The 17,023-nt window shown below is 69.2% G+C and carries 20 protein-coding genes and 2 pseudogenes; 19 read left to right on the forward strand and 3 right to left on the reverse strand.

Annotation, left to right across the window (positions count from 1 at the left end):
* Positions 1–43: 43 nt before the first annotated feature.
* From K1X59_RS21865 to K1X59_RS17035, 14 genes and pseudogenes are all read left to right on the forward strand, one after another.
* Positions 44–1,771: a substrate-binding domain-containing protein gene (locus K1X59_RS21865; protein WP_258566905.1), complete on the forward strand. Its 1,728-nt coding sequence runs from the start codon at positions 44–46 to the stop codon at positions 1,769–1,771.
* On the forward strand, positions 1,768–2,541 hold the full coding sequence (locus tag K1X59_RS21870) for a threonine/serine exporter family protein (protein ID WP_258566906.1): 774 nt from the start codon (positions 1,768–1,770) through the stop codon (positions 2,539–2,541). Before K1X59_RS21865 ends, K1X59_RS21870 begins: the two co-directional genes overlap by 4 nt.
* A gap of 208 nt (positions 2,542–2,749) precedes the next feature.
* Complete coding sequence (locus tag K1X59_RS16985) at positions 2,750–3,025, forward strand: hypothetical protein (protein WP_309491593.1); 276 nt, start codon at positions 2,750–2,752, stop codon at positions 3,023–3,025.
* A 75-nt stretch (positions 3,026–3,100) separates the two neighbouring features.
* On the forward strand, positions 3,101–3,268 hold the full coding sequence (locus K1X59_RS16990) for a hypothetical protein (RefSeq protein ID WP_183150908.1): 168 nt from the start codon (positions 3,101–3,103) through the stop codon (positions 3,266–3,268).
* 57 nt (positions 3,269–3,325) lie between these two features.
* Positions 3,326–3,406 (forward strand): annotated as a pseudogene (locus K1X59_RS22965) (hypothetical protein); the annotation flags it as partial.
* 113 nt (positions 3,407–3,519) lie between these two features.
* Complete coding sequence (locus K1X59_RS21875; RefSeq protein WP_396652593.1) at positions 3,520–3,930, forward strand: cyclodeaminase/cyclohydrolase family protein; 411 nt, start codon at positions 3,520–3,522, stop codon at positions 3,928–3,930.
* Positions 3,931–4,023: 93 nt separating this feature from the next.
* On the forward strand, positions 4,024–4,152 hold the full coding sequence (locus K1X59_RS21880) for a hypothetical protein (protein ID WP_258566908.1): 129 nt from the start codon (positions 4,024–4,026) through the stop codon (positions 4,150–4,152).
* A gap of 265 nt (positions 4,153–4,417) precedes the next feature.
* Entirely contained in the window at positions 4,418–5,008 is a 591-nt protein-coding gene (locus K1X59_RS17005) for a thioester domain-containing protein (RefSeq protein ID WP_183150910.1), read from the forward strand.
* Entirely contained in the window at positions 5,005–5,934 is a 930-nt protein-coding gene (locus K1X59_RS17010) for a VaFE repeat-containing surface-anchored protein (protein WP_183150911.1), read from the forward strand. Before K1X59_RS17005 ends, K1X59_RS17010 begins: the two co-directional genes overlap by 4 nt.
* A gap of 183 nt (positions 5,935–6,117) precedes the next feature.
* On the forward strand, positions 6,118–6,585 hold the full coding sequence (locus K1X59_RS17015; RefSeq protein ID WP_183150912.1) for a response regulator transcription factor: 468 nt from the start codon (positions 6,118–6,120) through the stop codon (positions 6,583–6,585).
* Between the two features lie 17 nt (positions 6,586–6,602).
* Positions 6,603–6,821, forward strand: coding sequence for a hypothetical protein (locus tag K1X59_RS17020; RefSeq protein WP_183150913.1), 219 nt, complete (start codon positions 6,603–6,605; stop codon positions 6,819–6,821).
* A 96-nt stretch (positions 6,822–6,917) separates the two neighbouring features.
* Positions 6,918–8,720 (forward strand): sigma-70 family RNA polymerase sigma factor, encoded by a 1,803-nt coding sequence (locus tag K1X59_RS17025; protein ID WP_183150914.1) that lies wholly within the window; start codon positions 6,918–6,920, stop codon positions 8,718–8,720.
* Between the two features lie 133 nt (positions 8,721–8,853).
* Positions 8,854–9,924 (forward strand): zinc-dependent alcohol dehydrogenase family protein, encoded by a 1,071-nt coding sequence (locus tag K1X59_RS17030; protein WP_220174224.1) that lies wholly within the window; start codon positions 8,854–8,856, stop codon positions 9,922–9,924.
* Positions 9,887–10,657, forward strand: a complete 771-nt coding sequence (locus tag K1X59_RS17035) for an SDR family oxidoreductase (RefSeq protein WP_220173611.1) — start codon at positions 9,887–9,889, stop codon at positions 10,655–10,657. The genes K1X59_RS17030 and K1X59_RS17035 overlap by 38 nt, the downstream gene beginning before the upstream one ends.
* 16 nt (positions 10,658–10,673) lie before the next feature.
* On the opposite strand, the gene K1X59_RS21885 is transcribed toward K1X59_RS17035, so the two are convergent.
* The 3 genes and pseudogenes from K1X59_RS21885 to K1X59_RS17050 form a co-directional block, all read right to left on the reverse strand.
* On the reverse strand, positions 10,674–11,144 hold the full coding sequence (locus K1X59_RS21885) for a YhfZ family protein (protein ID WP_258567233.1): 471 nt from the start codon (positions 11,142–11,144) through the stop codon (positions 10,674–10,676).
* A pseudogene (locus K1X59_RS17045) lies at positions 11,096–11,620 on the reverse strand (YhfZ family protein); the annotation flags it as partial. The pseudogene K1X59_RS17045 and the gene K1X59_RS21885, both read right to left, overlap by 49 nt.
* Before the next feature lie 64 nt (positions 11,621–11,684).
* Positions 11,685–13,172 carry an FAD-binding oxidoreductase gene (locus K1X59_RS17050; RefSeq protein ID WP_220173613.1) on the reverse strand — a complete coding sequence of 496 codons (1,488 nt, stop codon included), beginning with the start codon at positions 13,170–13,172 and terminating at the stop codon, positions 11,685–11,687.
* A 129-nt stretch (positions 13,173–13,301) separates the two neighbouring features.
* Between K1X59_RS17050 and K1X59_RS17055 the strand changes: the two genes are divergently transcribed.
* From K1X59_RS17055 to K1X59_RS17075, 5 genes are read left to right on the forward strand one after another with little or no spacing between them, the layout of a single operon-like run.
* Complete coding sequence (locus K1X59_RS17055; RefSeq protein ID WP_183150916.1) at positions 13,302–14,069, forward strand: ATP-binding cassette domain-containing protein; 768 nt, start codon at positions 13,302–13,304, stop codon at positions 14,067–14,069.
* The gene (locus tag K1X59_RS17060) at positions 14,066–15,082 is read left to right on the forward strand and encodes an ABC transporter permease (RefSeq protein WP_183150917.1); all 1,017 of its coding nucleotides are present in this window, start codon (positions 14,066–14,068) and stop codon (positions 15,080–15,082) included. The genes K1X59_RS17055 and K1X59_RS17060 overlap by 4 nt, the downstream gene beginning before the upstream one ends.
* A 39-nt stretch (positions 15,083–15,121) precedes the next feature.
* Positions 15,122–16,126: an ABC transporter substrate-binding protein gene (locus tag K1X59_RS17065; RefSeq protein ID WP_183150918.1), complete on the forward strand. Its 1,005-nt coding sequence runs from the start codon at positions 15,122–15,124 to the stop codon at positions 16,124–16,126.
* Between the two features lie 55 nt (positions 16,127–16,181).
* Complete coding sequence (locus K1X59_RS17070) at positions 16,182–16,769, forward strand: hypothetical protein (RefSeq protein ID WP_202045326.1); 588 nt, start codon at positions 16,182–16,184, stop codon at positions 16,767–16,769.
* On the forward strand, positions 16,712–17,020 hold the full coding sequence (locus K1X59_RS17075; RefSeq protein ID WP_202045328.1) for a class I fructose-bisphosphate aldolase: 309 nt from the start codon (positions 16,712–16,714) through the stop codon (positions 17,018–17,020). Before K1X59_RS17070 ends, K1X59_RS17075 begins: the two co-directional genes overlap by 58 nt.
* Positions 17,021–17,023 lie beyond the last annotated feature (3 nt).

Raw genomic sequence — 17,023 nt, forward strand, 5'->3', positions numbered from 1 at the left:
CGCTCCAAGACGCAAATGCAGAATCGATGACGAACGGACACGCATGACAGGCTCCTCCCCCGACACCGGACGACCCCGGCCCGTGATGGCGGATGTCGCTCGGCACGCGGGAGTCGCCCTCGGCACCGTGTCGAACGTGCTCAACAACCCGCAGATCGTGGCGCAGGAGACCAGGGAGCGGGTGCTCCGGGCGATCGACGAACTCGGGTTCGTGCGCAACAACGCGGCGCGCTCCCTCGTCACCGGACGCGCCGACACGGTCGGTTTCGTGATCGTCGACGTCGGGAACTCGTTCTTCGTCGAGATGGCGCGAGGCGTCGAGGAAGAGCTCGACGAGCACGACATCCGCCTCCTGCTCGCCAACAGCGACGTCGACCTCGCGAAGCAGGATTCGTACATCGGCGTCTTCGAAGAGGCCAAGGTGGCAGGGATCCTCCTCGCCCCGCTCGACGCGCCGCTCGACGCCGCCCGCGCCGCACGGCATCGCGGCATGCCCGTCGTGCACGTGAACTGGCCCGGCGACGAAGACTCCTGCGGCGTGGTCGTCGACGAAGAGCTGGGCGGCTACCTGGCGGCAAGGCACCTGCTCGACCAGGGCCTTCGTCGCCTCGCGTTCGCCGGCGGGCCGTTCTCGCTCTCCGCGATCGCCCAGCGCCACACCGGCGCACGTCGAGCCGTCGCCGAGGTCGACGGCGCCGATCTGGAGACGATCGAGACGCACAGCATCACCGTGCGGGGAGGGTACGCGCTGGGCGAGCAGCTCAGCTCCCGCCCTGCGGCGGAGCGCCCGGAAGGACTCGTGTCCGCCTCGGATGCGCTGGCGGCCGGAGCGATCCAGACCCTGCAGCTCGCCGGGGTCCGCGTCCCGGCGGACATCGCCGTGGTCGGCTACGACAACAACCACTTCGCGCAGGACAGCTCCGTGCCGATCACCAGCGTCGGACAGCCGGGACACGAGATGGGCCGCATCGCCGCCCAGGTGCTCTACGAGGAGATCTCCTCCCCGCCGAGCACCGCCACCGCACGATCACCCTCACCCCCACGCTGTTCCCTCGCACGAGTTCCGCCGCGGTCTGAGTCCGGGCGGGGACACCCCTGTCGCGTCGCACGGAAGCCCGCGGAGGCCGGGAGAATGGACGACATGTCCGCGAGATCCCGTCGGCCGCTGCTCACGTCCGTGCGCCGCCTGCTGCACACCGACCCCTCGGCCGTCGCGCACACCGAGGCCATGCCGGTCATCGACGAGCGCACCGTCCCTCGCGTGCTCGATCTGGCGACCAGGATCGGCGAATCGATGTTCGCGGTCGGCGCCTCCGCCCATGAGGTCACGCTCGCCATCACACGGGTGTGCGACGCGTACGGGATGAAGGGCGTCCAGGTCGACGTCACCTACAACTCGATCACCGTGTCGTTCCACCTGAGCGGCGAGGTCTGGCCAGAGACGCTGGTCCGCGTCGTGCGGGTGACGGCGCCGGACCACGCGAAGCTGCAGCGCGTGCAGGCGCTCGTCGCCGACATCGATGACGGACTCGACCTCGAGTCGGCCCGCACGGCCTTCCGGGTGATCCGTCGGATGCCGTTCCGCTACCAGCAGCCGGTCGTCATCGTGGCACGCGCGCTGCTCGCGGTCGGAGTGAGCATCATGCTCGGCGCCTCCCCGCTCATCGTGGGTCTCACATTCGTGGCCGCACTGTGCGCCGCCCTGACCCAGGCCGGTCTCGCGCGACTGCGCGTCCCCTGTTCTTCAGCCAGATCGCGGGAGGCTTCGTGACCACCGTCGTCGCGGTCGCCGTGTCGGCGCTCGGGGCCGCTGGGATCGAGCCTTTCGTCGGCATCCGCCCGTCGATCATCGTGGCGTCGGGCATCGTGCTGATGCTGGCAGGTCTCACGGTCGTCGGAGCCGCGCAGGACGCGATCGACGGCTTCGCCCTCACCGCGGGCGGACGCATCCTCGACCTCACGATGCAGACCCTCGGAGTGGTGATCGGCATTCTCGTCGGGCTCGAACTCGGAAGCGTCCTGGGCTTCACGATGGACCTCCCCGACGACCCTGCGCCGTTCGGCCCGCTCCTCGGCCAGTTCGCCGGGGCGATCATCATCGCCGTGGCCGTGGCCGTGTTCAACGGCGCGGGAATTCGGATCATCCTGGTGAGCGCGTTGCTGAGCGCCCTCACCATCGCCGGATATTCGGGGGCAGTCGCGCTCAACCTCCACTCCGCTGCGGCGAGCGCGCTCGGCGCCCTCCTCGCGAGCGTCGTCGGAATGCTGATCGCCCGCAACCTGCACGTGCCGTCGGTCGCGGTGACGACCGCGGCGATCGTTCCCCTGGTTCCCGGTGTGGCGGTGTTCCAAGGACTTCTCGAGATGGTGCACGCGGCCGGCACCTCGACCGGGATGCTGTTCGCCGGCGGATCGCTCATCGACGCCGCCGTCATCGGCATCGGCCTCGCCTCCGGCGCCTCCCTGGGCCTGTATCTGGGGACCCCCATGCGCGCGACCCTCGCGAGCGTCGCGAAGACCCGCGCGCGGGTGCGTCGCTGACGACGGACCGGCGACTCCGCCCCGAGCCGACCGCCCGGCACCCCCGACCGAGTTGAGCAATATGCTGGCTCATCGTAGAATATTCGGTGAATTCTGGCGGGCTGACGGGCGCCCGTTCGACCACCTGGTGCAGGATTCTGCGTCCTCGGGTGCGGTGCGCTCCTCAGCGGCTGATGCTGACCTTGATGGGAGTGTTGAGATGTTCACGATGCCCGATCCCCGATTCGAGCTCAGGAAGATCACCGATACCGAGTGGCTGATCCTCGATCACCGCTACGCAGCCGACGACTCACGCCGTACCGTCGCCTGCGTGTATCAGGTCGACGCGGTGGAGGTCGAAGCCGTATGGCTGCGCGACCTCCCGCTCGCGAGCTCGTACATGTCCGCGGCCGACGTGCTCGAAGACGTGCAGCGGTTCCACTCCGGACGCCGCGCCGAACGCCCGGTCCCCATCCCGCACCTGCCTCCCCTCGCCACCGCCTGACGACGGGCTTGTCAACCCGCTCGCCTTCCTCGGCTGCACCCCCCACGATCGTGGGATACACGAGAGGAGCGCGACATGAGCAGCAACGACCGGAACGACATCAGCACCGAGGGGTCGCCCGGCCCCGAGGAGAACGACAACCTGGGAGCCGAAGACGGCAAGGGCACTCCGCCGACCGTCCCGCCGACCGATGGGGACGACGCGGACGGCGATGTCCTTGCCGACGACCCCGAAGACGGATGAGATCCGTGGGGCGACGTCGACTCGCGTGAGGTGAGCAGCGGGGGTCAGAGCAGCGAGGTGCCGACCTCACTCCCTGTCGACGATTGGCTGGCGGAGCTCGGCGACTCGACCGGCGCTCCGGGAGGCGGCGCGGCCTCGGGAATCCTGTTGGGCGTCGCCGCGTCCCTCTTCAGGATGGTCGCGGCGTACACGCCCGACGACCCCGCGCAGCGGCATCCGCGGGTCGTCTGGTCGAGCTTCGCGCCGACGCGCTGCGCGCAGCCGAGGCCGACGGTGCGGTCTCCGCGGACTTCGGAGCGGCCCTCGGGCTCGCTCCGGATCACCCGGATCGCGACGTGCGAGTCCGCGAATCCGCGCTCGGCGCCGCTCACTCCGCAGGGAGAATCGGTCGTGTCGGGGTCGAACTGATCCGCGAGATGAGGCTGCTTCGCGAGATCGGGAACCCTCATCTGAGTGCTGACCTCGCCGTGGGCGCCGCCGCGCTCGCCTCGGGGATCGCCGGAGCATCGGTCACCCTCCGGGCGAATCTCCGCACGGCCCGCGCACACCACGCGTCACCGACGGCGTTGAGCGAGATCGGCGCCGAGGCCTCTCGACTGTCGCACGCGCAGCAAGAAGTCGAGCAGTTCAGCGCGGCCCTCTCCTCGGAGTTCGACGACTGATTGTGGGCCCGGTCGCGCGTCCTGTCAACGGGAAGGCGCAGGACCGGCTCTGGAGGAACACTGGTCGCCCACCCACCGCGAGAGGAAGCCCCTATGTCCGACCCGCAGAACGACACGAACGACGAACCGGCCGTCGAGGCAGAAGGCATCGATCCGGATATGCCGTCGACCGACGACGCAGACGAAGAGGACGACGATATCGACCTCGCCGAGCTTCCGTAGCGAAGACCGCCCCGGCACTGTGCCCCGGACTCTCGGAAAAAGTTCTGACCCCTCGCGTCACCTTTCCGACCCCTCCGACTCCTTCTTCATGTATCGACCCATGGTCGTCCGAATCGAAGGGGAGTTGGATAGATGGAAAAGACAGAGGCGCGAGTGCCGGGGAATGGTCTGTCGCGCAGGACGGTCCAGAACATCTGGGTCGGACCGTTCACCTTCACGGCCGTGAACCCCGCGTGCCAGGCATGACCGGCACGGGAGACGAGCGATGAGGAGCACGAAGAGCGCGATGCGCGCGGGGCGGTGGGTCGCGGGCGCACTGCTCGCACTCGGGGCCGTCGTCGCCCCCGTCGGACTCGGCGCGGCCACGGCGGCGGAGGTCGAACCCGGGGATGCGGTCTACATCGGCAGCAAGCAGGGGTACGGCGGTACCGGGGTGTTCCCGATCTGGTCTGACGGCGTCCAGACCGGCGACCCCGACTACTGGGCGTACTGCATCGAGCACGACGTCTCGGCACGGACGGGACTCGTGGGAACCGCCGGCGACATCGACAGCTACCTGGGCAGCAACCACTTCACCGACCCTGCTGTGGCAGGGAAGGTGCTGTGGGTGCTGGCGAACAGCTATCCCGCGGTGAGCCTGGAGGAGTTCGGGGCGGCTGCCGGCGTGCCGGCGATCACGCGGAACGATGCCATCGAGGCCACCCAGTACGCCCTCTGGCGGTACACCGACCTGACCTTCGATGCCGCATGGGCGTGGGAGACCCCCGACTCGGAGGCCGCCTACTGGTACCTCGTGAACGGCGCGAACGCGAGCCCAGGGCTCTCCCCGAGGACTTCGAGGTCACCGCCGCCGTGACGGCGCCGACCGTGGCGCAGACGGCCGGGACGCTGGTGGGGCCGTTCGTGGTGAACACCAACCAGACGTCGGTCGCCGTCACGGTCGACCCTGCGGTGTCGGTCACCGACGGCAACGGGACAGCACTCGACCTGAGCGCCGTCGCCGATGGTCAGGAGCTCTACCTCGACCTTCGCGGCGGCACGGCGGCAGGAAGCGCCACGGTGCAGGTCGCGGCACAGGGGTCGAGCAGCACCGGCACGGTGATCTCGGTGCCGAACACCCCGGGTGGGACGCCGACCGCGGCCGACCACGCGCAGTCGATCATCCTCGTCGCACCCGACACGACGAAGACGACCGCGGAAGCCACCGTGCAGTGGACCGCTCAGCCGGGCGCCGCCCAGCCCGCCATCGGCACCTCGCTGGTCGACGCCGCCGACGGCGACCGGGTGCTGGACTGGAACGGCGGAACGGTGATCGACACCGTGGCCTATCAGGACCTGGTGCCGGGGACCACGTACACGCTCTGGGGAGAGCTGATGCGCAAGTCCGACGGCCAGCCCACCGGCATCACCGGATCGACGACGTTCACGCCCACCACGCCGGAGGGCTCGGTGGATGTGAACTTCATCGTGCCGGAAGGGTTCGACGGAGAGGTGCTCGTCGCGTTCGAGGCGCTCTTCGAAGGCGCGGAGGCCTCCGGCGAACCGCTCGCGGTGCACCAGGACATCGACGACGCGGCGCAGACCGTCACGGTGGAGGCGGCACCGGTCGTCGTCTCCCCGACCCCGACGCCCGCAGCCCCGACGACACCGACGACCGGAGGCGCGGGGAATCTCGCCGCCACCGGCGGCACGGTTCCGATCGCGGCCACCGCTGCCGCCGTGCTCGCCCTCCTCGCCGGTGCGATGCTGACACGGGTTCGCCGGCGCGGAGCCGGCGTCTGACGTCGGCCGCGCTGCGAGGGCAGAGGCGGGGAGATCCGTCTCCTCGCCTCTGCCCTCACCCCGTTCCGCTCGGGGCGAGTCGGCTGTGCCGCTCATCTCCGAGCCTGGGACGACCCCTTTCGGGGGTCTCGTATGACCTCCGCATCACTTCCGCTTCGGCGGGCACTTCCGAAGGGAGCTCACGTGCACGGTGACGGGAGCGCGGCGCGGCGCGTGCGCCGGGCTGCGGTCGTGGACGAGTCCGTGCTCCAGCGCACGCGCGTGGGGCAGCTGTTGGCTCAGGACCTGCGGTTGGAGGTGGTCCACGCCACCGCGACGCTGAGTCAGTTCCTCGCCTGGATCGAGCGCACCGACCGCACCCGCTGGCCGCACCTGCTGGTGATCGCGCTCGACCTCCATTCCGGATCCTCGCGCGATCTGAACGTCATCGCGGCGCTCCGAACCGCCGGCATCCGCGTGCTCGCTCTGCTGTCGTCGCGTAGCCGTGCCCTCACGAATCAGCTGGTCATGTCGGGCATCGACGCGGTGGTGGCGACCTCCGACGAGGAGGACGCGTTCCTCGCGGCCGCGCAGACGGTGTTGAGCGGTGGGTCGACGATCAGCGCCGGCGCACGCCCACCGGCGCCCGGATCCGAGGGCACTCCCCGTTGAGCAGGCAGGAGGAGCGCGTGCTCGCGCTGTACGCATCGGGTCTGACGATCGCCGAGGTCGCGGAGCGGATCGGCGTGCGGCACGACACCGCGCGCAAGTATCTGCAACGCGTCCGCGACAAGCTCTCGATGCCGGGGCGCCCTGCGCGCTCGAAGCTCGATCTCGCTCGGATCGCGTGGGCGGAGGGGTACGTGCTGACTGTCTCCGCACCTCCGGAGGCGTCGGGTCCACCCTAATATTGAAGGCACATTCAAATCTGATCGATCGCGGGAATCACACTGCGGTCGACTGCTCGTCGGAGATGAGCGGGCGTTCTTCTGGAAAGGGAAGGCGTGGAAGATTCTCGTGGGGACGCCGAGCTCCTTCGTGCACTCCGAGAAGGCGATCAGGCCGCGTACGCAGCCCTGTGGGAACGCCATGTCGGCGCCGCGCTGCGGTACGCGCATCGACTGCTCCCGTCCCACCCCGAAGACCTCGTCTCCGAGGCCTTCGTCGCCGTCTACCAGCAGGTGACGACGACGAGCGCAGGACCGCAGTTCGCGTTCCGCTCGTATCTGAAGGCCGTCATCCGCAACACGGCGATCCGGTGGCGGAAGGAAGCCGAGCACATCGACGACACCGTCGAGGCGGATCAGGTCGACTTCCGGGACGCGCTCCGCATCGTCGAACGCAGATCGAACGCGCATCAGCTCCTCGGAGCGTTCCAGGCGCTCCCCGAACGGTGGCAGCGGATCCTGTGGCTGACCGAGGTCGCCGAGATGCCCCGCCCGGAGATCGCGGTCGAACTCGGCATCAAGCCGAACGCCGTCTCCGCCCTGCAGCGCCGAGCCCGCACAGGACTCAAGGTGCACTGGCTCACGGCGCAGGTTCCGGCGGGGCTGCGCGACGACGAGGCGCATGCCGCGCGCCTCTTCCCGCGCCATCTCGCGGAGCCGCAGGACGCGACCGTGGCGCAAGAGGTCGCCGACCATGTGTCGTCGTGCGACTCGTGCGGCGAGCTGCTCCTCACTCTGCGCAGCGACGCCCGACGTCTGCACGGGGTCACCCTGTCGGCGGTCGGCTTCGGCGCCCTGGGTGTCGTGGTGCCGTCGGCCGGCGCCTTCGCTCCCGGCACGGCCGCGGCCGCCGTCGCGATCCTCGCCACGGGCGCCGGGGTCGGCGTCACGACTCTTCTCGCCGGCGGGGTGGGCGTGCTCACCGCCGGCACGCTCCTGCTCAGCACCCTGCTGTTCCCCGGTGGTGCGCCGATCGCCGCCGCGCCCGCCGTCGCGGAGACCGACACCACGTCCGCCGTCGAAGCGCCCGCTCGTCCCGGCGCGGGTGCCCCGGCCGGCACGGATGCGACGCCGGCGCCAGTCCCGGCCACACTCCCGCCGACTTCGCGCACCGGCCGCTGGAACGACGATCCGACGATCGACTCCGTCGACCTCGTGAACGACCCCGACGCCCCCGTGCCCCTCAGCCCCACACGCCCGGGGACCGCGCCGGGGACGACCCCTGGCCCGGGAGAGAGTCCCGGTTCGACGCTGAGCCCCGGAGTCTCGACGCCCGCCACGCAGTCCGGATACCTGGCGCCGGTCCTGACCGGGGTGGCCACGCCCGGCTCCGCCGTCGGGGTCGACGTCGACGGCGCCCGCTACACGCCGGAGGTCGCACCCGACGGGGCCTGGTCCTTCGACCCGCGCGCCCTCGAACTCGCTGCCGGCACGTACGACTACCAGGCGTGGGCCTTCGATGATGCAGGGCAATCTCCTGCGACGGCGGGGAGCTTCACGATCCTCCCCATCGTGATCGAGGGTTTCGAAGACATCGTCGGCACCGAAGACATGCAGATCGCGGAGGCGAGCACCACCGGCCTGGTGATCGCCGCCACCGGCCCCGCGAACGGCTCGATCTACATCACCACGATGCAGGGGCACACGGCGATCTTCCCGCTCGACGACACCGGTCACGCCGTGAAGCGACTGCGGATGCACTCCCGCGGCTGGTACTGGTTCACCTTCCGCGCACTCGATGCGGACGGGTTCTGGGGACCAGCGGAGGAGCGTCCGCTCGACGTCTACGACCCCGACATCATCTTCGACCCGTGGGGACCGGGACCGGAGGAGATGACCTTCGAGGTCGTCGACCCCTGAGTCGGCCCGTACCGGAAGGCTCGCTGCGCAGACCGGATGTGCACAGTGCGGCGGCAGGCCCGCCCGGATCAGCGTTCTGCACATTCACCCGCCTCGCGGGAGGCCGCAGAATGAATCCATGCCTCCTCTCGACATGCGCGCCGTCGTCTATGACCGCACCGGCGAGCGCCCGGTGATCACCCGCATCCCGACGCCCGAGTGCCCGCCCGATGGAGCCCTCGTGCGGGTGGAGGCGACGGGGGTGTGCCGGTCGGACTGGCACGCGTGGCGGGGACACGATCCCGTCGCGCTCCCGCACGTGCCAGGGCACGAGTACGCCGGCGTGGTCGCCGAGGTCGGAGCCGAAGTGCGGGGCTTCGCGCCGGGCGATCGCGTGACAGCTCCCTTCGTCAACGGGTGCGGGCGATGCGAATGGTGCCGTTCCGGGCAGGCGCAGGTGTGCCCGGACCAGACCCAGCCGGGTTTCACCCACCAGGGCTCTTTCGCCGAGTACGTCGTGGTCCGCGCGGCGGACACGAACCTCGTCGCGATCCCCGCCAGCGTCGACGCCGTCGCCGCGGCGTCGCTGGGGTGCCGTTTCGCCACCGCCTATCGGGCCGTCACCGCGCACGGTCAGGTCAGCGAGGGCACCGAGGTCGCGGTGTTCGGGTGCGGCGGAGTCGGCCTGTCGGCGGTCATGATCGCCACGGCTCTCGGCGCGACCGTGACGGCCGTCGACGTCTCTCCGGCCGCACTGGAACGCGCCCGCGCGCTCGGTGCCGCCCACACGGTGGATGCGAGGGACGCCGACACGGAGGAGGCGGTCGGTCGCGCGACGGGCGGTGGCGCGCACGTCACGATCGATGCGATCGGATCCGCGACCACGGCGCAGACGGCAATCCGCAGTCTGCGGCGCCGCGGCACGCACGTGCAGGTGGGCCTCATGTTCGGCGACGACGAGGCAGCGGCTCTGCCGTGGGGCCGCGTGATCGCCTGGGAACTGAAGATCATCGGTTCGCACGGCATGCCCGGCGCGGACTATCCCGCGCTGCTCGATCTGGTCAGCGACGGACGGCTGCGACCGGACCTGCTCCTCGGCTCGGTCGTCGACCTGGAGGGCGCCATCGACGCCCTGGTCGCGATGGACGACCCGCAGTCGAACACGGGGATCGTCGTCGCCCGCGTCGATGCGGGCACGGCGATGTCAGCGAAGGAGCGCGCATGAACGGCGCGGATCCTCTCCCCGCCTGCAGGACCGCGTCGTCGTCCTGATCGGCGGCGGCTCCGGCATCGGGTTCGAGGTCGCCCGCCGCGTGATCGCGCTCGGCGGCTCCGTGGTCCTCGGCGGGCGGACGCCGTCTCGCCTGGAAGCGGCATCCGCGCGTCTGGGCGAGGGGGCACGGTGGCAGACGGTGGACACGTCGGATTCCGCATCGGTCGAGGCCTTCTTCGCGTCGATCCCCGTGGTCGACGGCATCTTCACGACAGCCGCCGAGTACGTCGTCGGACCGATGCGGGACCTCGATCCGACCGACGCGGCCTCGCCCTTCGAATCGAAGTTCTGGGGCCAGTACCGCGTCGTCCGCGCTGCGCTGGATCGACTTTCGTCCGACGCGTCGATCGTGCTGATGTCGGGAGCCGCCAGCGTGCGACCACCGGCCGCCGCCCCCGCCTACGTCGCCGCCAATGCCGCGATCGAAGGCCTCGCGCGCGGCCTCGCGGTGGAACTCGCCCCGATCAGAGTGAACGCCGTGTCGCCCGGGACCATCGACGGCAACCTGTGGGCGAATCGCGACGAAGCCGTCAGAGCGGCCTCATTCGCACAGTTCAGCGCCGACACGGTGCTGGGCCGACCCGGGCGGGAAGGCGAGGTCGCGGATGCCGTGATCCACCTGCTCACGAACGGCTACACCACCGGTTCCACCCTCTACGTCGACGGCGGATACTCCCTGCGCTGATCCGACCTCGTCGGCGTCACCTCGGCCAGAACTCGGTCTCCGACTCGGCGCTGGCTGCGAGACGGAGCAGCCGCTCCTGGATCTTGATGACATCTGCGGGCGAGACGAAGCGGAGCAGTGCGTTGACCCCCGCGTCCAGTTCGCGGGTCACGAGCACCGCCCTGGTCACATCGCGAACGGCCTCGAGGGTGCTGTCTCGCAGCGGCCTCACGTTCAGGCCCGCGAGCTCCGGCGAGATCACGGTCGGCATCGCGTGCCAGATCGCGGCGTCCACTCGCCCCCGGAGGACTGCGGCCGGGGCCGACACGAACCGCCAGTCGACGAATTCGACGTCGCGGTCGGCGAACTCGGTCTCGGTGAGCAGCTGATGGTCGTGCGACGCCCGGTCGATGCCGACGCGCAGCCGGCGCCCCTGACGGGCTTCGGGCCCTCGACGACGACGAGCGATCCAGGTGAGTAGAACGTCGACTCGCCGAGGTCGAGCGATCGGAGACCGGGGAAGTCGTCCCGGTGGCGTTCGAACGCACCGGCCGACGTCACGACGGCATCGGCGCTTTCGAGGTGGAGTCGCTCCAGCCGGCGACGAGCACCGGCGAGCGCACTGACGACGACCGGAACACCCTGTCGCGCGAGGGGTTCCTGCAGTGCTTCCAGAATCCCGTGCTGCTCCACCGGACCCGGAGGCGGCATGATCAGGGAGAAGTTGCCGAGCTGCGCCTCGCGCCACAGCTGCCCGACGTTGCGCGAGACGACGAGCGTGCCCTGGTGTCCGTGCGACGACAACGTGACCGCCCCGCTGTCCTGCAGGCTGCGCAACGCCTTGACCACGGTTCCGGCCCCGGCACGCGACGTGTGTTGAAGATCCTGCACCGTGGGGATGCGCTGACCGACCTCGCGTGTCAGCAGGACCCGCGCGAGGACGGCTCGGACGTCGGCTTTCGATGTCGAGGAGGCGGGCGGCATCCCCCATTCTGACGCCACTGCGTGGCCGTCGCCATCCGAACGGCCGTCGCGTCCTGCCGCACGGTCACATCCCGAGCTTGCCGGGATTCAGGATTCCGTCGGGGTCGAGCGCGGACTTGAGCTTCTCGAGCACGGGGAAGCCCGTCCCCAACGAACGAGCCACCCACGCTTGACGTGCCAGGCCCCCGCCGTGGTGGTGGGAGACCTCGCCGTCGTGGGCGATCACGATCTCCATCGCCGTCGACCAGATCGCCTCGAGGCGGGCCAACGCGGTCTCGTCGTCGTCGGCACGGCCGAGCAGGATCAGGTAGAGCGAGGAGCCCTGGTCGTACACATGCGAGAAGTGTCCGAGCACCTCGTCTGCGAACGGTCGGAGCGCCTCCTTCATCTCGGCGTACATCGCCGGCAGCCGGCTCCACATGTTCGCCACCTCGACCGTCTCTGCATAACCGCCCTTCTCCGCGAGGAGTCGCTCCACGGTGGAGAAGTCGAACCGTCGTCCGAGCCAAGCCTCCACGGGCCCGCTGCCGATCGAAGATCCGCCGCACGCCTCGGCGATCCGCGAGAGTTCGGCGAACTCCGCGCGGGCGACGCTCTCGACGCCCTCCGCGCCGAGGAACAGCACCGGCGCATCACCCTCCCGATCGGGAGCGGCGTGACGCGCCTCGTCCGCGTCGTAGAACCGCACGAGGAACGGCCGCAGCCCGGCCTGCGACATCTCTCGCATGGCGTCGATGCCCGCCGCCACGTTGGGCATGGTGAACGCCTCGATGAAGCGCGCCTCAGGAACACGGAAGACCTTGAGCGTCACCTCGGTGACGATCCCGAGGGTCCCCTCCGAGCCGATCAGCAACTGCTTGAGGTCCGGCCCCATCGCCGCACGGGGGCGTTGACCGAGACGTGCGATCGACCCGTCGGCGAGAACGCACTCGTACGACACGACCAGGTTCTCGATCCCGCCGTAGCGCGACGAGAACTGCCCGGTGGCCCTGGTGGCGATCCAGCCGCCGATGGTGGACCGATACAGCGACTGAGGGAAGTGGTTGAGCGTATAGCCCCGCTCTCCGAGCCAGGTCTCCAGGTCGCCGCCCATGACCCCTGCGGGGGCCGTGACGGTGGCGTCGGTCTCATCGAGGACGGGCTCTCCCCCGAGGCCGGAGAGGTCCATCACGATTCCGCCGTGCATGGGGAGCGGCTGTCCGGTGACGGAGGATCCGAGGCCGCGCACCGTGAGGGGCGTCGCGGAGGTGCGGGCGATGTCGACGACCTCGACGATCTCGCGGACGGTGCTGACGCGGACGACGACGTCCGGTCGATGCGGGTGCCGATCGAGCTTCTGCCAGACGGTCGACACCGGCCAGGTGTCATGACTGGCGGCGTCGAGAGCGACCGCGGCGGTATCCACCGCGCGCTCCCCAGCGCATCCAGCAGTGCGTCGGTGGCATTGGTCGTGGTCATTGCGGGTCTCCCTGTCCGGATCGTGCGTGCGCCTGGCGCCCGCTGCGGCACCGACGACCGTGTCGGCGCGGAGCGAACGCGAGAGCGAGCTCATGCGTTCACCATACACAGAGTTGAATATTCCGTCTACTGAATTCTCCTCGGCTAAATCCTTGTTTTCTCGACAAATCTCTGCGTACTATCAATCATCAAGATTCTGATCAATGCAGATTGGCACCCGACAATGACGACTGAACCTCTTCTTGAAGCGCGCGATGTGACGAAGCACTTCGGCGCGGTGCAGGCGCTGCGCGGCGCGAGCTTCCGGATCTTCCCCGGCGAGGTGGTCGCGCTGATGGGCGACAACGGCGCGGGCAAGAGCACCCTCATCAAGACGATCTGCGGCGTGAACACGCCAGACACGGGCGAGATCCTCTTCGAAGGACGCTCGATCGCCGGCTGGCACCCGAAGGCCGTGCAGGCACTCGGCATCGAGACCGTGTATCAAGACCTCGCCCTGGCGCCGGATCTCGACACCCCTTCCAACCTCTTCCTCGGACGCGAGCGTCTGATGCCGGGGATGCTGGGGACCCTCGGTGTCTTGGCGCGGCGGTCGATGCGCGAGGAGGCCGGCAAGGTGCTGACCGACCTCAACGTGAAGATCAAGGACGTCCGGGCACCCGTGAACAACCTGTCCGGAGGTCAGCAGCAGAGCGTCGCCGTGGCCCGCGCCGTCACATGGGCGGACAAGCTCGTCATCATGGACGAACCGACCGCAGCGCTCGGAGTCCCTCAGACGCAGGCCGTGCTCGCGCTCATCAGACGGGTCAAGGAGTCCGGACGTTCGGTCATCCTCATCAGCCACAGCTTGCCTGATGTCATGCAGGTCGCCGATCGGGTCGAGGTGCTGCGACTCGGTCGCCGCGTCGCGCAGCTGGTCACCGCAGAGACGAACGACGCACAGATCGTCGGCGCCATGACCGGCGCCTGGACGCAGGAGGCCGCAGCATGACCACAGACACCACCACCCTGCCGGACGCCGACGACGACACCACACGCCGCCGCTTCCGGATGCCTCGGCTGCTGGGCTCGGCGACCGACATCACCGCGATCCTCATCCTCATCGTCATCGTGTTCGCCGTGCTCGATCCGCGGTCGTTCTTCACCCCGCAGAACTTCACCCAGATCCTCATCAACGCCGCACTGCTGCTCGTCATGGCGGTCGGCGCCACGTTCGTGCTCATCACCGGCGGTGTCGACCTCTCGGTCGGATCCGTCCTGGTGTTCTCGGGCGTGATCGCCGGCAAGGTCATGGAGTGGTTCGGCAGCGCGGGGTGGGGTGCGAGCATCGCAGGAATCGGCGCCGCCCTGCTCGCCGGCACGGCCTGGGGATGCGTGAACGGACTCGTCATCACCAAGCTGCGTGTGCCGCCGCTGATCGCGACGCTCGGCTCGTACGGCGCGGCCCAGGGACTCGCCCAGATCATCACCAACGGCAACGACATGAAGAACATCCCCACGGAGCTCGTCGACACGATCGGGTTCGGTCGCATCGCCGGGATTCCGATCCTGGTGATCATCGCCGTGCTCGTGGCGGTGATCGGTGGACTGATCCTCTGGGCGACCCGGTACGGCCAGCGGACATACGCCGTCGGATCGAACGCCGAAGCGGCCAGGCGTGCGGGCATCAACGTCGACCGCCACCTGCTCAAGGTCTACGCGATCGCCGGCATGCTGGCAGGACTCGCCGGGATCCTCAGCTACGCGAAGTTCGGCACGACGACGCTCGCCGGACACGCCACCGACAACCTCAACGTGATCGCTGCCGTCGTGATCGGCGGAACCAGCCTCTTCGGCGGGGTCGGCACGATGATCGGCACGGTGGTCGGAACCCTCATCCCCGCCACACTCGCGAACGGCCTCGTCATCGTCGGCCTGAACAGCTTCTGGCGGGACTTCGCCGTCGGCATCGTCCTCGTGGCCGCCGTCTATCTCGACCAGCTGCGACGACGATCCCGCAAATAGCCCATCCACCCGATCAATGACATCCACCGAGGAGAAACCATGAACGCAACACGCAAGGTCAGTGCCGTCCTTGCCGCGACCACGCTGGTCGTCGCGCTGGCCAGCTGTTCCAGCGGCGACGCAGGAGACGGTGACGGCGGAGGGGAAGAGGGAGACGCCTATTCGATCGCCCTCATCCCCGGCGTCGCCAACGACGCCTACTACGGTTCGGTCGCGTGCGGCGTGCAGGCCGTCGCCGACGAGAACGGCGCGACCGTCGACGTGCAGGCTCCCAACAGCTTCAGCCCGACCGACCAGATCCCGATCCTGCAGTCCGTGATAGCCACGAGTCCCGACGCCATCATCATCGCCCCCACCGACTCGAAGGCTCTCTACGCGCCGCTGCGCGAAGCCGTGGAGGCCGGCATCACGGTCGTCCTCGTCGACACCACTCTCGACGACCCGTCGATCGCGGTCTCACAGGTCAGCTCCGACAATGAAGAGGCCGGGAAGGTCGCCGCCGAGACTCTGGCCGAGGCGCTCGGCGACGAGACCGGCTCGGTGATCACGGTGAACCTCACGGCCGGCGTGACGACGACCGATGCGCGCGAGGCCGGCTTCGCCGAGGCCATCGCCGGGGTCGACGGCCTCGAGTACCTCGGGCAGCAGTATTCCAACAACAGCGTCCAGACGGCGGAGTCGATCGTGTCGGCGGCCATCGCCGCGAATCCCGATCTCGTCGGTGTGTTCAGCACCGCCGCATTCAACACCGAAGGCGCGGTCGCCGCTCTCAAGTCCGCCGACATGCAGGACACCGTCAAGGTCGTCGGCTTCAACGCGAACCCTCCGGGGATCGAGCAGATCAGCAACGGAGACGTGTTCGCCCAGGTCGTGCTCAAACCCTATGACGAGGGTGTCCAGGCGGCCGAGCAGGCGTTCAACGCGCTGAACGGCGACGAGGTCGAAGAGGTCATCACCACCGGAGCACTGGTGGCGACCGCCGACAACCTCGACGATCCTGAGATCCAGAAGTACCTCTACAGCTTCGACTGCCCCGCCTCCTGACCCCACCCTGTGGGCCGGTGCTCGCGGGCACCGGCCCACCGATGAAAGGATCCCCATGGATTCCCGCACTGGCAAGAAGATCCGCCTCGGCCGTCTGCTGAACCCCTCGACCCAGCGCGGCGTGGTCGTCGCCGCCTCCCACGGCGTGATGAGCGGCCCGCCGTCCGGCCTGAAGACCAGAGCCGAGATCGCGGACGTCTTCGCTCAGATCGATCTCGCCGACGGTGTCATGGTGTCTCCCGGGATGGTGCCGCTGACGGAGGACTTCTTCGTCGGTCGGGGCCGCCCCGGACTGGTCCTCCACCTCGACTGGAAGAACCACGGACGCCGCATCTACACCCCCGGCACGGACGGACGCAGTGAGGGTGTGCTCGCACAGCTCGCGACCATGGAGGAGGTCGCGGCCTCCGGTATCGACGCCGTGATGACGTACCTCTATCTCGGCCAGCGCGACAGCACTCTCGAGCGTGCGGAGATCGAGCGCAACGCCCGCATCGTCCGCGACGCCGAGCGGCTCGGCCTCGCCGTCATCATCGAACCCCGGTCCGCGCTCGAGGCAGAGGGCGACGAGGCGTTCTCCCCGAGGTGCTCAGCCTCTACTGCCGCATCTCCGCCGACATCGGCGCCGACATCGTCAAGGTGATCTGGAACGGTTCGGTGGAACGCTTCGCCCCCGTGGCACAGACGTGCTTCGCCCCGATCCTCGTCGCCGGTGGCCCCGGCGGAGAATCCCCGGAGGAGACCTTCCAGCTCGCAGCCGATTCCATCGAGGCCGGTGCCGCCGGAGTCATGTTCGGTCGCCGCGTCTTCCGCGCGGAAGACCCGGCCGGCGTCCTCGCGGGTCTGCGCCAGGTCGTGCACCACGACGTCCTGGTCTCCGAGGTCTCGGTCTGACGG

The sequence above is a fragment of the Microbacterium sp. Se5.02b genome (genome assembly GCF_019464375.1).
GTDB lineage: Bacteria > Actinomycetota > Actinomycetes > Actinomycetales > Microbacteriaceae > Microbacterium.